This window comes from Streptomyces sp. NPDC001832, from assembly GCF_040297265.1.
Lineage (GTDB): Bacteria > Actinomycetota > Actinomycetes > Streptomycetales > Streptomycetaceae > Streptomyces.
In genome coordinates this window covers 13126-27476 of the sequence record NZ_JBEOYU010000049.1, presented here as the reverse complement: position 1 = coordinate 27476, position 14351 = coordinate 13126, and the positions used below count along the sequence as shown (strand labels likewise).

Genomic DNA, 14351 nt, shown 5'->3' with positions numbered 1-14351 from the left:
CGCGGTGAAAGTTCGAGCTGCGCGTCGCCTACGCTGAAGGCGCTCGCGTGCTCGTGATTTCCCCGTACGGAGGAGGGTCCTGTGACGGCCGGAATACCCAAGCCCCAGATAGACACCAGCAAGCCGCACCCCGCGCGTGTCTACGACTGGCTGCTGGGCGGCAAGGACAACTATCCGGTCGACCAGCAGGTAGGGGAGACGCTGCCCGAGGAGGCGCGCGGCAACGCGGCGCGGAACCGGGCCTTCATGCACCGGGCCTCCGCCTGGCTGGCCCGCAACGGGATCGACCAGTTCCTCGACATCGGCACCGGCATCCCCACGGCGCCCAATCTGCACCACGTCGTCCAGGCCATCACACCCAATGCCCGGATCGTCTACGCGGACAACGACCCGATCGTCCTGCGCCACGCGGAAGCGTTGCTGATCAGCAGCCCGGAGGGGGCCACCGACTACATCCACGCGGATGTACGGCAGCCGGAGGTGATCCTCGAACGCGCCCGTGAGCTGCTGGACTTCAGCAGGCCCGTCGCGCTGTCCCTGATCGCCCTGATGCACTTCCTGCCCGACGACCAGGACCCGTACGGCATCACCCGCACCCTGGTCGATGCCCTGCCGACGGGCAGCTTCCTGGTGCTCTCGCACGGCACGGCCGACCAGCATCCCGAGCTCCAGCAGGAGACCGAGACCGCGTACAAGAAGGGGGCGATCCCGCTGAGGATGCGTACCCGGAGAGAGGTCGAGCCCTTCTTCGACGGCCTGGACCTCGTCGAGCCCGGGCTGGTGTTCGCCACGGAGTGGTACCAGGAGGAGCCTGCGCCGGTACGGGAACGCAGTGGCTTCTACGTGGGTGTCGGGCGGGTGCGCTGAGCCGGGGGTTGGACAGCAGCTTCTGACGTCCGGGGCCGATGAGTCCAGCGCGATCCGGCCGTCCTCGGCCGGCAAGGACTACTGCAGCGGCTTCGCGAGGCAGATGCTGTTCTCGTACGTGCGGTAGTGGCCGAACTTCTCGCACGGGGTGTAACCGCTGGACGTGTACAGCGCGATTGCTTCGGGCTGCTTGTCCCCGGTCTCCAGCACCATGCGGGTCCGGCCGGCCGCCCGGGCATCGGCCTCCAGGGCGGCCAGTATGCGGCGCGCCAGCCCGTTGCCGCGGCCCTCGGGGATCACGAACATCCGCTTGAGCTCGGCGTCGCCGTCCCAGTAGCCCTCGTCGTTCCGCTCCTGGGAGCGCCAGCCGCCGGTGGCGACCGGGCGGCCCTGCGGATCGTAGGCGAGCAGATACAGACCGTTCGGCGGTTCGAACATCGACGCGTCGAGCGGTGTGACATCGCCCTCGTCGCCGTACCGCACGGCGTATTCGAGCTGCACCTGGTCGTTGAGTTTGACGGCGTCGGCGTGGTCGAAGGGCCGAGGGCGGATAATCATGCGATCGATGGTACATGTATGCGACCGGCGCGTGTCGGTATCGTGCCGTAATGCTCACTGTGACCACCGTCAATGTAAACGGGCTCCGCGCCGCCGCCAAGAAGGGGTTCGTCGAGTGGCTGGCCCGGACCGAAGCCGATGTGATCTGCCTGCAGGAGGTGCGGGCCGAGCCGCAGCAGTTGCCGGACGAGGTGCGCGAGCCCGAGGGCTGGCACACCGTGCACGCACCGGCCGCCGCCAAGGGGCGGGCCGGTGTCTCCCTGTATACGCGGCGGGCGCCCGAGCGCGTGCAGATAGGGTTCGGTGGCTTCGGGGACGCCGGGAGTGAGGAGTTCGACGCGAGCGGCCGCTACATCGAGGTCGACCTGCCCGGCGTCACGGTCGCGAGCCTGTATCTGCCCTCCGGTGAGGTCGGCACGGCGAAGCAGGAGGAGAAGGAACGGTTCATGGCCGCCTTTCTCCCGTATCTGAAGGGCCTCAAAAAGCGGGCGGCGGCCGACGGCCGTGAGGTCGTGGTGTGCGGCGACTGGAACATCGCGCACCAGGAGGCCGACCTGAAGAACTGGAAGGGCAACAAGAAGAACTCCGGCTTCCTCCCCGAGGAGCGTGAGTGGCTGACCCGGGTCTTCGACGAGGCCGGGTACGTCGATGTCGTACGGGCGCTGCACCCGGAGCAGGAGGGGCCGTACTCGTGGTGGTCCTACCGGGGGCGCGCCTTCGATAACGACACGGGCTGGCGCATCGACCTTGTCGTCAGTTCGCCTCGCTTGGCCGAGCGGCGCGTGAAGGCATACGTGGAGCGGGCGGCGAGCCATGCCGAGCGGTGGAGCGACCACGCCCCCGTAACCGCTGTGTTCGACCTGTAGGAGCGACAGCGAAAGGCCCCGCCCGGCTGTGTTGCTCGCTGTGACCGGACGGGGTTGCTTGGGGGCGCTCGTGTGCTGCACGTCGTAGGGCGGGACCAGCCACTCTTGGCCCCCGCCTTCGGGCCGTAAGAATGCCGTGGGGCGATTACGGCGCTCTCCCAGGAGCTGGGCGGGGTCCTCGTAGTCCGCGATCACATCGCGCAGCACACCGACCCGTCCAACGTGGTCCACGACCCGCTTGCCGATGTCCACTGGGGTGACCATCAGTGCCCCTCGGGGTGGCGTCGCATGAAGACGTTGCAGTCGGACACGGTCGTCCAGTCGCCCACGGCGCGGGCACGGCTGCGCACGGCGGCGAGTTCGGTGCATCCTGCGCAGTCCTCGGCAGGGTCCGGCTCCCGTTCCAGGTTCAGTGGCAGTTCGATCGGTTCCGCGCTATGGCGCGTCGGTTCGGTCATAGCGAGAGCGTCACCCACCCTCACGGACGTATCTCCCCTCGCATGTCGGACAGTTGAGACGTTCGACGCTAGGGTCGAAGAAAGCCCAAAAGGTCACGGCGAGGGGGTTGGCTTGAACGCTGCTCTTCAGTCCGCAATGGAAGGCGCAGGGGTGTCCACGCGCCAGTTGGCGTACCGGGTGGGGGTATCCGCGAAGCAGGTGGAACGATGGCTGAGCAATGCTGACCTGACACCACATGCAAGGAACCGAGCGGACGCCTGCCGGGCGCTGGGAGTGGACGAAAAGATGTTGTGGCCGAAGGCTGTACGGGAACGCGTGAAGACTGGCACCGATCGGGAGCTGGTCCACAGCTACCCCTACCGATCCGCGTGCCCATCAACGGTCTGGACGGAACTTGTCGAGTCGGCGCGCACGGAACTCTTCCTCGCCGGCTACACGAACTACTTCTTTTGGACGCAGGTCCCCCACTTCGCGGAGACAATCCGGCGCAAGGTCGAGTCAGGGTGCCGCGTGCGGTTCCTCGTGGGAGACCCGGACGGGGAGGTGGCACGCCAGCGCGAAGCGATCGAGGACGTGGCCCTGTCCGTCTCCACGCGCATCAGGATCACGCTGGAGCACCTGGACCGCCTGGGCCCGCTCGAAAAGGTAGAGGCGCGCGTCTCCGCCCCGCTGGACGCCATCAACCACGTGAGCCTGTCCGTGTTCCGCTTCGATGACGACGCCCTGGTGACACCACATCTCGCCCGACTCATGGGGCACGACTCGCCTCTCTTGCACCTGCGCCGCCACGGCAGTGGGGGCATGTTCGACCGGTTCGCGGAGCACGGCGAGGCGCTGTGGGAGCGCGCTGTTCCGAGGGACCCTGCCGTTCGCGCATGAGCACGTCAGCTGCCGAGCCTTGGCCGCAGCGAGTTTGTCCGCGTCCATCACGGCCGGACGGCCGCCCACGCGCACTTGAGCCCTGGCAGCTTCCAGACCTGCCCGGGTCCGGTCCTTGATCAGGCTGCGCTCGAACTCCGCCATGGCGCCCACCACCTGGAGCATGAGCCGACCGTCCGGGGCGTTCGGGTCGATGCCCGCCAGCGCGCCCGTCTGCACCTTGAAGCCGATCCCCCGGGCAGCGAGCGAGTCCACCAGGGTCTCCAGGTCAATCAGCGAGCGGGCGAAGCGGTCCAGCTTGCACACGCACAGGGTGTCCCCGGAACGGGCAAAGCGCCAGAGCGGCCGTCAGCTCCGGGCGGTCCGTGTTCTTGCTGCTCGCCTCGTCCGTGAAGATCCGGGCACAGTCTGCCTCAGCCAGCGCATCGTGCTGCAACTGCGGTCCTGGCCATCGGTGGAGACTGGCGATTCTTACCGCCTGGCCAGCACCCGCGCCCGGGCGGAAGCCAGCTGATCCCACTGTGAGGGTCGGGCGACGGTGAAGCGCCGCCCGCAACCAGTGACCACGGCGTTAGAGAACACCTCCGTTGGCACGGATGTTCTGGCCTGTCACCCACCGTCCGTCCGGCCCCGCAAGGAAGGCGACGACATCCGCCACGTCCTCGGGCTGGCCGAGGCGTCCAAGCGAGGTCATTCCGATGGCCATCGCCAACTTCTCCGGCTCGTTGGCCGCTCTTAGAAGATCGGTGTCCGTGGCACCGGGCGATACGGCATTGACCGTGATGCCCCGTGCACCCAGCTCGCGTGAAGCTACCAGGGTCAGCTGTTCGAGGGCGCCCTTGCTGGCTGCGTAGGGGGCGTTGCCGGGAGCAGGGAAAGCGGTGTTGAGGGTGGAGATGTTCACGATGCGCCCGCCGTCACGCATGTGCCGCGCCGCATAGCGCACCGTGAGGAAAACTGCCTTTGCGTTCATGGCCATCACTCTGTCGAAAACAGCCTCCTCCGTTTGTGCGATGGGCACGACTTCGGTGTGCGTAGCCGCGTTGTTGACCAGAATGTCCAGACAGCCGAGCTGATGTTCGGCAGTGGCTAACAGCTCCTCGGCCGCGCTGGGCTCGGCCAGATCCAGCTGGGCCGCGATGACCTTCCCGCCCGCTTTCTCAACCTGCCGCACGACCTCATCCGCAGCATCCCGGTTCTGCGCGTAGTTGAAGATCACAGTCGCTCCGTCCCGCGCGAGCCGCAGCACGATGGCCCGGCCGATCCCCCGCGAGCCACCGGTAACGACAGCTGCCTTGCCTGCGAGCACCGCCATGATCTCTCCATACCTTGATGACCCTCTGGCGCGAACACCCATACCTACCAGGCGGCTTCGAAAGAGTGAAGGCGCTCTGGAGGTCCACCGACCTGATGGAGCACTTCCCCTTCATCCAAGGGGCCGAACTCACCAAGCGGCTCGACTGGATCCGCTGGACGATGCGCACCGGCCCGCTCGTCAACGGGCTCATCAAGTACCTGGTCGATGATCTGGCAGAGCCGCAGGAGGTGCTCACTTCCCTGGACCGCCTGGCGGCTGCCACCGGCCGCGATTCCGACGATGTCCGCATTGCCCTCGCGGAACTCGTAGAGGCCGGAGACGCCCAGGTGCATCGAGGACAGGAGCAGGCCGACGCGGAACGGCTGGAGGCGCACCAGCGCTTCCGCCTGGTCATGCACTGGGACCACTTCTACGAAACCCGGATGGAGCTGAGCATCAAGGCCGACGACGCGTGACTCAGCTCGTGCCGGGCGCGGTGGGAACTGAGGACACCCGCCTGATCGTGGTCCGGGGCAACAGCGCCTCGGTCGACCTGACAGCCCGCTACGCCCTGGACGCCGGATACCACGTCGTCCTGGAAGGCATCCTCTACGCCGACCACTACGGCGACATGCTGCGCCCGGCTGCGCGCCGACCACCGCGGCCTGACCCACGGCTACTACCTCGATGTGCCGTTCGAGAAAACCGGAAACCATGGCCCGGCACGCCACGAAGCCGATCGCCGTCGTTGCGCGCCTCAGTTCGCTTGAACGGTCGTACTCCCAGCCGCGTACGTCCCGAGGTAGGCGCTCACCAGTCGCTTGAGCTCCGTCATCGTTGCCTCGTCGCCGTTCCGGTCCTGCTTGAACGCGATGTCGAAGAGGTGTCCGCCGGCCTCGAAGGCCAGCCTCATGGCGAGTAGCGGCGTGTCGGCGCGCAGTAGTCGACGATCGATGACCACTCTCCACATGTGTTCGGAGACGTGATCGTCGAACTCTTGAAAGAGGGCGGTCAATGCCTCGTTGCGACCGGAGAACCACAGCTCGATGCAACTCGGATGCGTTCGGAAGTACTCGACGATCGGATCGAACACGACGGTCACCGCATCCGGGATCGATCGGAAGTCCTCGTCGCCGATGCGGTCCAGCTTGTCTGTCAGTGCATCGACGTGGCGCCTGATGATCGCCGCGTCCACCTGGTAGCGGTCGGAGAAGTAGTGGTACACCGACGGTGTGGGAATGCCCGCCCGTTCGCCGATGGCCTTGAGAGTGGCGGCTTCGTAGCCGCCCTCCACCAAGATCTCCTCCGCGGCGTCCAGGATCGCCTTGACCCGGGCCACGCCGCGCCGCTGCAGTACGGCTTTCGGTCGGGCTGGTGCCTGATGGGCGGTGGGCGTGCCACCCGTCGAAGCGACGCATCTCGACCCGCCGCTACTCCGCTTAGTCATGTCACGCCCCGGCCGGAAGAGCAAAGTCGATCACGAGTCGACATCTTAGCAGGCCGTGTTCGCCACGACCCGAGCGCGCCTTTTGACATCGCATCCCCAGTATGTTCAAACTCGATACGAGTTCGAATATTTCATCCGAAGCTGCACCGTCGGCGCAGCACACGCATGAGGAACGGTGACATGAGGACCCGAAAGATCGACTACACGACGTTCACGGGGTGGATCGATCCGCCGTCCGACGTCCTTCCGGCACTCAAGGGGGAGATCACCTGCGATGTGGCAGTCATCGGCGGCGGTCTCGGAGGCATGTCAACCGCCTTGCGCCTGGCCGAGCGCGGAGTCGACGTCGTTCTGCTCGAGGCGGAGTTCTGCGGCCACGGGTCGAGTTCGCGCAATGCCGGACAGTTGGCGGGTGGTCCCGGCGGCGACATCCAGATGATCAATATTCTCTACCCCAAGCGCCTGCCCTCCATCGTGAGGTTCGCTGAGAACTCCGCCCATTTCATCGAGAGCCTGATGAAGCGCCTCGACATCGAGTGCGACTATGAACCGACGGGCAATGTCGGTGTCGCAGTTTCGAAGGGCCAGATGGGCAGGGTCCGCAGGGTCGCCAAGATCCTCGCCAGGTGCGGCGCGACCGTAGAGGTCGGAAACAGTACAGAGCTCGGGATCCCGCGCGGTTTCATCGGCGGGTACCTCGAACCGGTCGGCGGCATGATGAACCCGGGGAAGTTCACCCTGGGTGTTCGCCGCGCCCTGCTCGCATCGAACGCACGTGTATTCGAACAGTCGCGTGTCGAGAACGTCGAGCCGTCCGGGGACGGCGTACGCGTCTCGGTCCCCGGTGGCCAGGTCCGGGCCAACCAGGTGGTGCTGTCCACCAACGCGTTCGGCGGAGAGCTGAAGGTCACGCCGAAGCGACTCGCCTCACCGATCTGGGTCACGGAGGTCGAGACCATGCCGATCGATCCCGCCCGCCTCGCCGCGCTGGGCTGGACCAGCCGGTCCGGGGTGGTCACCCAGCACGCCTTCATGCAGAACTACCGGCTGACGCCGCGCAACACGATCGTAACCGGCGTGCGCAGGCTGCAGCGGGGAAAGTACCCGCTCTCGCCGGGACGTACGGCCGACGAGTCAGTGGTGGCCGGTCTCGTGGACGGGTTCAGGACGCACTTCCCCTCCCTTGCAGACGTCGAGTTCGACCGCGCGTGGGGCGGCTGGATAGCGGTCACGCCCGGCTGGCTGCCCGTGGCCGGCCAGGTCGCCGACAACATCTATTACTCGATCGGCTGCAATGGGCACGGCCTGGGGCAAGCCCCCTACCTCGGGCAGCTGATCGCCGACCACATCGTTGGCGACGCTCCACACGAGGACCTCCTCGCCCTGTGGCGCAAGAAGCCCAAGTTCTTCCCCGCGCCGGCCATGACCCGGGCCGGTCTCCGTGCCGTCTGGCTCATGGACCGCATCGCCGACCGGTTCAACGGCAGTCGACGCAACGCCCGGCGGAGCCGAGCGGGCGCCTGACCTCGCGAGAGGGCGTCCGCTCTCGATTGATTGCCTCTCATGCCCCGGGAGGCTTCTTGTCGGACTGGTGTGGTTTCGACTCCGATGGCCGCCGCCCGTCACCGCGATCGAGGTCGGTCTCGCGCGAGAAGCCCGACCATGCGCACGGCTGGCTGAAGCGCCATGGCCGGCCTGCGGATAGCGATCCATCGTGCTGCTGCGACGGCCTCAGCCATCAGCACCTTCCAGGGCACCCCCAACGACGCCGCGGACGCCGCCACCGGCCTCCAGCCGCCCGCCTTCGGCCGCCCCCCGGCGCTGCTGGAACGCGCCAACCACGGCTACGCCCGCTTCCTCGCGTTCAGGTCCCGGACGCCGGCCCCGGCGACCACGGCCAAGACGACGAGCCTGGGCACCGATGAGCGACACGCACACCGTGCTCCACGACCCCCACGGCCTGATCGAAGCCGAACTCCCCCTGGATCGCGCCCCCTACGAATGGGCGCAGCCGGCGGTGCGTCGCCCCTCTGAAACGCTGCCCCATTCTGCCGGGTGCGGCGCGGGCTCGTCATGATCTTGTTCCGTGGCTCCTTGGCCCCTCGTGTCAGGAGGCGGGTCCCCGCGGCGGCCGGTCGGTGGTCTCGCGGCGCAGGCGGCGGTCCAGGGCCATGGAGAGCTCGGCGTCCACCACCGCGCGGGCCAGCGGGCGCAGTTGGGGTGGTTCCGTCTCGTCGCTGCGGGCTTCGAGGACGCTCACGAAGAGGTCGGCGAGCGCGTCCGCGTGCTCGCGGACCCGGCGGCCGGCCGACAGCACCGTGGCCAGCGGCACCCCTTCATGCACCAGCTCGGCCGACGCCTCCAGGAGGCGTCGGCTGATGTGGACGATCTCGTCGCCGTCGGTGGCCAGATAGCCCAGGTCGAGGGCGGCGGCCAGATTTTCCGGGGTGACCTCGCCCTCGAAGTGGTCCGCGAGCTGTTCCGGAGTGAGACGGACCGGGGTCTCCTCGGTCGGTTCGCCCAGGCCCAGCACCTCCGCGACATCATGGCCGCTCTCGAAGGTGCGGGCGAGATCGGCGATGCCGGTGAGGGTGTGGCCGCGCTCCAGCAGGGCCGCGATGGTGCGCAGCCGGGCCAGGTGGTGGTCGTCGTACCAGGCGATGCGCCCCTCGCGGCGGGGTGGCGAGATCAGGCCGCGTTCCCGGTAGAAGCGCACGGTCCGCACGGGGATGCCGGCCTTCTTGGCCAGCTCCTCCATCCGGTATTCACGGTGATCACGTCCCTCAGCCACGCCGGCAGCCTACGTTGTACCGTCGGTAACTTTCCCTTGTCGCGCCCCTACCCATCGGTACGGAGCTGCTCTACTCTCCCGACAATGCCAGTGATTGCTGGCGGAGTCGTGTGGTGTATCGCGGGAGGCGGCAGCATGGCCCAGCACGAGCACGTACGAGTGGCAGTGATCGGATCCGGATTCGGAGGCCTCGGGGCCGCGGTCCGGCTGCGCCGCGAAGGCATCACGGACTTCGTCGTCCTGGAACGGGCCGGCTCCGTCGGCGGCACCTGGCGCGACAACAGTTATCCGGGCTGCGCCTGCGACGTACCGTCCCACCTCTACTCGTTCTCGTTCGCACCCAACCCCGAGTGGCCGCGCACCTTCTCCGGGCAGGAACACATCCGCGCCTACCTGGAGCGTGTCGCGGACACTTTCGGGCTGCGCCCGCACATCAGGCTCAACCACGAAGTGATGATGATGCGTTGGGAGCGCGACGAGCTCCACTGGGTCATCGGGACCGGTAACGGGGCCACGTTCACCGCCGATGTCGTCGTCTCCGCGACCGGCCCGCTCTCCGACCCGAAGATGCCGGACATCCCCGGGCTCGACGGCTTTTCCGGCAAGGCCTTCCACTCGGCCCGCTGGGACCACGACTACGACCTGGCCGGCAAGCGCGTCGCGATGATAGGCACCGGCGCCTCCGCCATCCAGATCGTCCCCTCGATCCAGCCGAAGGCCGCCAAGCTGACGCTCTTCCAGCGCACCCCGCCGTGGGTCCTGCCGCGCATGGACCGCAGGATCAGCGGCGCCGAGCGCCGACTGCACCGTGCGCTCCCCTTCACCGGCACCGCGCGCCGCGGACTGCTCTGGGGCATAAGGGAGTTGCAGGTCAGCGCCTTCACCAAGCACCCGAACGAGCTGCGTCTGGTCGAGACGATAGCCAAGTCCACCATGGCACGGTCCATCAAGGACCCGGCCCTGCGGGCCAAGCTGACTCCCTCGTACCGCATCGGCTGCAAGCGCATCCTGCTCTCCGGCGCCTACTACCCGGCGCTCGCCCAGCCCAATGTGGAGGTGGTCGCCTCCGGTCTGGCCGAGGTGCGCGGCTCCACGGTCGTCGCCTCCGACGGCACCCGGACCGAGGTCGACGCGATCATCTTCGGCACCGGTTTCCAGGTGACCGACATGCCGATCGCCGACCGGGTGGTGGGCGCGGAAGGCATCACGCTCGCCGATTCCTGGAAGGACGGCATGCAGGCGCTGCGCGGTGCGAGCGTGTCCGGCTTCCCCAACTGGATGACGATCATCGGCCCCAACACGGGGCTGGGGAACTCCTCGATGATCCTCATGATCGAGTCGCAGCTGAACTACATGGCCGATTATCTGCGGCGGCTGAACGTGCTGGGCGGCCGTGTCGCACTCGACGCACGGGCCTCGGCGGTCGCGGCGTGGAACCGCCGGGTCCAGGAACGGATGAAGCGCACCGTATGGAACACCGGCGGCTGCAACAGCTGGTACCTGGACGCCAACGGGCGCAACACGACGGTCTGGCCGGGCACCACTTCCGAATTCCGCAAGGTGACGCGGTCGGTCGATCTCGCGGAGTACGAGGTCGTCCGGATACCGGGGCAGGCCACCGCTCCCCAGGAGTCCGTCGTCGAGGAGGTCATAGGATGAGCAGGCTGCTGCGGCGCGACGTCGCCCCGCCGGTCCCCGCGCGTGAGCTGACCGCGCTCTCCGCTGACGGCGCCCGGATCCATGTAGAGGTGCACGGGCCGGAAGGTGCCCCCGCGGTGGTCCTGTCGCACGGCTGGACCTGCAGCACCCACTTCTGGGCCGCGCAGATCAGGAACCTGGCGGTGGACCACCGGGTCGTCGCCTACGACCAACGAGGCCACGGCCGTTCGCCCGCGGTCGGCCGCGAAGGGTACAGCACCAACGCCCTCGCCGACGACCTCGAAGCGGTGCTGGCCGCCACCCTGGAACCGGGTGAGAAGGCGGTGATCGCTGGGCATTCCATGGGCGGGATGACGGTGATGGCCGCCTCGCGGCGGGCCGGGCTGCGTGCGCACGCCGCCGCCGTGCTGCTGTGCAGCACGGGCAGTTCGCGGCTGATCGCCGAGTCGCGGGTGGTGCCGTTGCGGGCCGGGGCCGTCCGTACTCGGATGACCCGTGCGATCCTCGGGTCGCGGGCACCGCTCGGGCCGGTCACGCCGTTGTCAAGGCGGATACTGAAGTACGGGACGATGGGACCGGGTTCGGCCCCCGAACGGGTCGACACCTGCGCCCGGATCGTGCACGCGTGCCCGCGGGCGGCGCGGGTCGCCTGGGGGCACGTTCTCGCGGAGCTCGATCTCGACGTGGGGGTAAGGGAGTTGCGGGTGCCCACGGCGGTGATCGCGGGTACGGAGGACCGGCTGACGCCGCCGTTGCACGCCCGCGCCATCGCGGCGGCGCTGCCCGACTGCCTGGGGCTCACGATGCTGACGGGCATGGGGCACATGACACCGGTGGAGGCGCCGGAGGCGGTCACCGCGAAGATCCGGGAGCTGGTCACCGCGTACGTGCCGGCGGGCGGCGGGGGCGGTGGGGGCGGTGTGGACGGTGTGGACGGTGTGGACGGTACGGCCGAGAAGGAGGATGTCGCATGAGCGGCAGGCGGAGTCTCGCAGGACAGGTCGTCGTTGTCACGGGTGCGGCGCGTGGCGTGGGCGAACTGCTGGCGCGCAAGCTCTCGGCGCGCGGAGCCAAGATCGCGCTGGTCGGCCTGGAACCGGACGAGCTGAAGAAGGTCTCCGAGCGGCTGCAAGGGGACAGCGACCACTGGTTCGCGGACGTCACCGACCACGAAGCGATGGCGCACGTCGCCGGGCAGGTCAAGGAGCGGTTCGGGAAGGTCGATGTCGTCGTTGCCAACGCCGGAGTCGCGTCGGGCGGTCCGCTCGTCGGCTCCGACCCGGAGGCGTGGCGCCGGGTCATCGAGGTCAACCTGATCGGTGGCGCGGTGACTGGGAGGGCGTTCCTGCCGGCGCTCATGGAGAGCCGCGGCTACTTCCTTCAGATCGCCTCACTCGCCGCGATGACCCCGGCGCCGATGATGACCGCGTACTGCGCGTCCAAGTCGGGCGTGGAGGCGTTCGCGCACAGCCTGCGGGCCGAGGTCGGCCACCGCGGGGTGAAGGTCGGGGTCGGCTATCTGTCCTGGACCGACACGGACATGGTGCGGGGCGCCGACGAGGACGACGTGATGCGGGAACTGCGGCAGCGGCTGCCCTGGCCGTCGAACCGTACGTATCCGCTGGGCCCGGCCGTCGACCGGATCGTGGCCGGCATCGAACGGCGGTCCGTGCATGTGTACGCGCAGTGGTGGCTGCGCGGGATGCAGCCCGTGCGGGGCTGTCTCCCCTCGGTGATCGGTGTCGTCGGACAGCGGGAGATACGGCGGTTCGGGTCACGGCCGGCGGGCGTGGGCAAGGGGCTCTTGGGCGCGGGAGGCGCCGCGGACCAGGCTGCGCGGGCGGTGCGCACGCAGAGTAAGTGATCGAAATGCGATGAATGTCGGCGCGTGTAACTCTGGTCGAGGCCGCTACAGGCCGTACCCCAAGCACCACTAGGAGTGAACAGCATGGGTATCGCAGACCAGTTCAAGGACAAGGCGCAGGAGCTCGCCGACCAGGCGAAGCACAAGCAGAACGAGGGTCGCAACGAGGGTCGCAACGAGGGTCGCAACGAGGGCCGTGAGCGGACGCAGGGGACGTCCCAGAGAGCCCCGAAGGGGTCACAGCAGGGCCGTAACAAGTCCCAGTCGGCGATGCGCGACGCCCACGAGAAGTCCGACCGCTGACGCGCTTCGCGACTCTGCGCGTTGTCTGCGAGGGGCGCGCCCGGGGAGGCCGGGTGCGCCCCTTTCGGCGTGGGTGCGCGGTGCCGCACCGGAACCTCACCCCCGCCGGAGGAACGGCCCGCACTGCGGTGTTCGAAGCCTGGCTCACCCGCCGCGGAGGTGTCACGAACGATTTGTGAGGGCGGGCGCCAGGTCGCTCGGGTCGGTATTCGCGCCGCACAGTACGACGGCGATCTTCTCGTCGCCGCTCGGCCGGTAGCCGTGAGGGGCCGGGGCGGTGAGCGCGGCCAGGGCGGTGGAGGCGGCGTGTTCGACGGCGACGCGGTGGTGGTCCCACAGCGTCTGGCGGGCGCGGACGATCTCGCTGTCCGGTACGAGGACGGAGTGCACGCCCTCCTGGCGGGCGGCGTGCAGGGCCAGGGCGGTGGCGCGGCGGGCGCCGAGGGAGTCGATGGCGACCGAGTCGACGGGTACGTCGACCGGACGGCCGGCCTCGACGGCGGCGTTCAGCGCCCGGCAGTTCTCCGGCTCGACGGCGACCGTACGGATTCCGTGGTGCAGGGCGGCGGTGGCGACCCCGGCGAACAGGCCGCCGCCGCCGACCGAGACCACCACGGTGTCCAGCCCGGGGATCCGGGTGTGGATCTCCTCCAACAGGGTTCCGGCCCCGGCGGCGATCAGCGGGTGGTCGTACGCGTGCGAGGCGAGCGCGCCGGTCGTGGCGGCGAACTCCGTGCACGCCTCCAGCGCTTCGGCGTACTCCGCGCCGACGACCCGTACGTCCGCCCCGAGTTCGCGGAGCTTGGCAACCTTCACCGCCGGGGCGACGGTCGGCAGGAACACCGTGGCCCGCACGCCCTGTTGCCGGGCGGCCCACGCGCAGGCCAGTCCCGCGTTGCCGCCGGAGGCGATGGTCACGCCCGCGTCCGGCAGAGTTTTGGCCTCGCGGTGGGCCTGGATGAAGTTCTGCGCGCCGCGCGCCTTGAAGGAGCCGGTGTGCTGCAGGAACTCCAGGGCGAACCAGAGCTCCCCGCAGGGCGCCTCGGACCGGCCGTCGGGGGCGCCGAGGCGGTCCGTCAGGGCCGTATGGACCGTTTCCGGGTCGACGGGGGCGACGGCGACCGGGCGGACGTGCCCGGTGATCCGGTCGGTGGCGGCCTTGATGTCGTCGTACGTGAGCTGCTGCACTTCGTTGCTCCTGGAGAGAGGGATCATCGGGTGCCTCCGAGGATGCCCCGGCCTTCGGGCCGGGGAGGAATCGGCCTCCTGCGGAGCAGGGCAGGTAATGAGCAATCGCCGTCGGGGCGATTGGTCGTCTGTCGAGACGTTGCCGCGCCGGCCTCGAGCCGGTGCAGGATCTC

15 protein-coding genes and 2 pseudogenes are annotated in these 14351 nt (G+C 68.6%); 10 read left to right on the top strand and 7 right to left on the bottom strand.

Annotation, left to right across the window (positions count from 1 at the left end; genetic code table 11):
- The first annotated feature begins 81 nt into the window (after window positions 1-81).
- Window positions 82-867, top strand: a complete 786-nt coding sequence (locus ABT115_RS26995) for an SAM-dependent methyltransferase (RefSeq protein ID WP_351794887.1) — start codon at window positions 82-84, stop codon at window positions 865-867.
- A gap of 78 nt (window positions 868-945) precedes the next feature.
- Here ABT115_RS26995 and ABT115_RS26990 read toward each other — a convergent pair whose 3' ends face one another.
- Window positions 946-1425, bottom strand: coding sequence for a GNAT family N-acetyltransferase (locus ABT115_RS26990; protein ID WP_351794885.1), 480 nt, complete (start codon window positions 1423-1425; stop codon window positions 946-948).
- A gap of 50 nt (window positions 1426-1475) precedes the next feature.
- Between ABT115_RS26990 and ABT115_RS26985 the strand changes: the two genes are divergently transcribed.
- Window positions 1476-2291 carry an exodeoxyribonuclease III gene (locus ABT115_RS26985; protein ID WP_351794882.1) on the top strand — a complete coding sequence of 272 codons (816 nt, stop codon included), beginning with the start codon at window positions 1476-1478 and terminating at the stop codon, window positions 2289-2291.
- Window positions 2292-2554: 263 nt separating this feature from the next.
- Here ABT115_RS26985 and ABT115_RS26980 read toward each other — a convergent pair whose 3' ends face one another.
- Window positions 2555-2749, bottom strand: coding sequence for a hypothetical protein (locus ABT115_RS26980; protein WP_351794880.1), 195 nt, complete (start codon window positions 2747-2749; stop codon window positions 2555-2557).
- A gap of 286 nt (window positions 2750-3035) precedes the next feature.
- On the opposite strand from ABT115_RS26980, the gene ABT115_RS26975 reads away from it, so the two are divergent.
- Complete coding sequence (locus ABT115_RS26975; RefSeq protein WP_351794912.1) at window positions 3036-3629, top strand: XRE family transcriptional regulator; 594 nt, start codon at window positions 3036-3038, stop codon at window positions 3627-3629.
- Between the two features lie 87 nt (window positions 3630-3716).
- Here the strand turns inward: ABT115_RS26975 and ABT115_RS26970 are convergent.
- Both ABT115_RS26970 and ABT115_RS26965 read right to left on the bottom strand, forming a co-directional pair.
- Window positions 3717-3947, bottom strand: a pseudogene (locus ABT115_RS26970) (recombinase family protein); the annotation flags it as partial.
- Window positions 3948-4200: 253 nt separating this feature from the next.
- Window positions 4201-4944 carry an SDR family oxidoreductase gene (locus ABT115_RS26965; RefSeq protein ID WP_351794877.1) on the bottom strand — a complete coding sequence of 248 codons (744 nt, stop codon included), beginning with the start codon at window positions 4942-4944 and terminating at the stop codon, window positions 4201-4203.
- A 95-nt stretch (window positions 4945-5039) separates the two neighbouring features.
- On the opposite strand from ABT115_RS26965, the gene ABT115_RS26960 reads away from it, so the two are divergent.
- Window positions 5040-5402 carry a DUF6042 family protein gene (locus ABT115_RS26960; RefSeq protein WP_351794874.1) on the top strand — a complete coding sequence of 121 codons (363 nt, stop codon included), beginning with the start codon at window positions 5040-5042 and terminating at the stop codon, window positions 5400-5402.
- Between the two features lie 20 nt (window positions 5403-5422).
- A pseudogene (locus ABT115_RS26955) lies at window positions 5423-5706 on the top strand (P-loop NTPase family protein); the annotation flags it as partial.
- On the opposite strand, the gene ABT115_RS26950 reads toward ABT115_RS26955, so the two are convergent.
- Window positions 5684-6265, bottom strand: coding sequence for a TetR/AcrR family transcriptional regulator (locus tag ABT115_RS26950; RefSeq protein WP_351794872.1), 582 nt, complete (start codon window positions 6263-6265; stop codon window positions 5684-5686). The pseudogene ABT115_RS26955 and the gene ABT115_RS26950 sit on opposite strands and share 23 nt — an antisense overlap.
- 288 nt (window positions 6266-6553) lie before the next feature.
- Here ABT115_RS26950 and ABT115_RS26945 point away from each other — a divergent pair, with 288 nt between their 5' ends.
- Window positions 6554-7897 (top strand): NAD(P)/FAD-dependent oxidoreductase, encoded by a 1344-nt coding sequence (locus ABT115_RS26945; RefSeq protein ID WP_351794869.1) that lies wholly within the window; start codon window positions 6554-6556, stop codon window positions 7895-7897.
- Window positions 7898-8480: 583 nt separating this feature from the next.
- Here the strand turns inward: ABT115_RS26945 and ABT115_RS26940 are convergent.
- Window positions 8481-9131, bottom strand: coding sequence for a MerR family transcriptional regulator (locus ABT115_RS26940; protein ID WP_351794910.1), 651 nt, complete (start codon window positions 9129-9131; stop codon window positions 8481-8483).
- A 168-nt stretch (window positions 9132-9299) separates the two neighbouring features.
- Here ABT115_RS26940 and ABT115_RS26935 point away from each other — a divergent pair, with 168 nt between their 5' ends.
- The 4 genes from ABT115_RS26935 (at window position 9300) to ABT115_RS26920 (ending at window position 12990) form a co-directional block, all read left to right on the top strand.
- Complete coding sequence (locus ABT115_RS26935; RefSeq protein ID WP_351794867.1) at window positions 9300-10823, top strand: flavin-containing monooxygenase; 1524 nt, start codon at window positions 9300-9302, stop codon at window positions 10821-10823.
- Window positions 10820-11797, top strand: a complete 978-nt coding sequence (locus tag ABT115_RS26930) for an alpha/beta fold hydrolase (protein WP_351794864.1) — start codon at window positions 10820-10822, stop codon at window positions 11795-11797. Before ABT115_RS26935 ends, ABT115_RS26930 begins: the two co-directional genes overlap by 4 nt.
- Window positions 11794-12687 (top strand): SDR family oxidoreductase, encoded by an 894-nt coding sequence (locus ABT115_RS26925; RefSeq protein ID WP_351794861.1) that lies wholly within the window; start codon window positions 11794-11796, stop codon window positions 12685-12687. Before ABT115_RS26930 ends, ABT115_RS26925 begins: the two co-directional genes overlap by 4 nt.
- Before the next feature lie 84 nt (window positions 12688-12771).
- The gene (locus tag ABT115_RS26920) at window positions 12772-12990 is read left to right on the top strand and encodes a hypothetical protein (protein WP_351794858.1); all 219 of its coding nucleotides are present in this window, start codon (window positions 12772-12774) and stop codon (window positions 12988-12990) included.
- 162 nt (window positions 12991-13152) lie between these two features.
- On the opposite strand, the gene ABT115_RS26915 is transcribed toward ABT115_RS26920, so the two are convergent.
- A complete protein-coding gene (locus ABT115_RS26915) occupies window positions 13153-14205 on the bottom strand; it encodes a threonine/serine dehydratase (RefSeq protein WP_351794855.1) in 1053 nt (350 codons plus the stop codon).
- Window positions 14206-14351 lie beyond the last annotated feature (146 nt).

Bases quoted from the DNA above. Each gene is read 5' to 3' on its own strand.
- ABT115_RS26915 (WP_351794855.1), bottom strand. From the start codon at position 14,205: ATGATCCCTCTCTCCAGGAGCAACGAAGTGCAGCAGCTCACGTACGAC.
- ABT115_RS26920 (WP_351794858.1), top strand. From the start codon at position 12,772: ATGGGTATCGCAGACCAGTTCAAGGACAAGGCGCAGGAGCTCGCCGAC.
- ABT115_RS26975 (WP_351794912.1), top strand. From the start codon at position 3,036: ATGTTGTGGCCGAAGGCTGTACGGGAACGCGTGAAGACTGGCACCGAT.
- ABT115_RS26935 (WP_351794867.1), top strand. From the start codon at position 9,300: ATGGCCCAGCACGAGCACGTACGAGTGGCAGTGATCGGATCCGGATTC.
- ABT115_RS26940 (WP_351794910.1), bottom strand. From the start codon at position 9,131: ATGGAGGAGCTGGCCAAGAAGGCCGGCATCCCCGTGCGGACCGTGCGC.
- ABT115_RS26990 (WP_351794885.1), bottom strand. From the start codon at position 1,425: ATGATTATCCGCCCTCGGCCCTTCGACCACGCCGACGCCGTCAAACTC.
- ABT115_RS26925 (WP_351794861.1), top strand. From the start codon at position 11,794: ATGAGCGGCAGGCGGAGTCTCGCAGGACAGGTCGTCGTTGTCACGGGT.
- ABT115_RS26945 (WP_351794869.1), top strand. From the start codon at position 6,554: ATGAGGACCCGAAAGATCGACTACACGACGTTCACGGGGTGGATCGAT.
- ABT115_RS26965 (WP_351794877.1), bottom strand. From the start codon at position 4,944: ATGGCGGTGCTCGCAGGCAAGGCAGCTGTCGTTACCGGTGGCTCGCGG.
- ABT115_RS26980 (WP_351794880.1), bottom strand. From the start codon at position 2,749: ATGACCGAACCGACGCGCCATAGCGCGGAACCGATCGAACTGCCACTG.
- ABT115_RS26960 (WP_351794874.1), top strand. From the start codon at position 5,040: ATGGAGCACTTCCCCTTCATCCAAGGGGCCGAACTCACCAAGCGGCTC.
- ABT115_RS26930 (WP_351794864.1), top strand. From the start codon at position 10,820: ATGAGCAGGCTGCTGCGGCGCGACGTCGCCCCGCCGGTCCCCGCGCGT.
- ABT115_RS26985 (WP_351794882.1), top strand. From the start codon at position 1,476: ATGCTCACTGTGACCACCGTCAATGTAAACGGGCTCCGCGCCGCCGCC.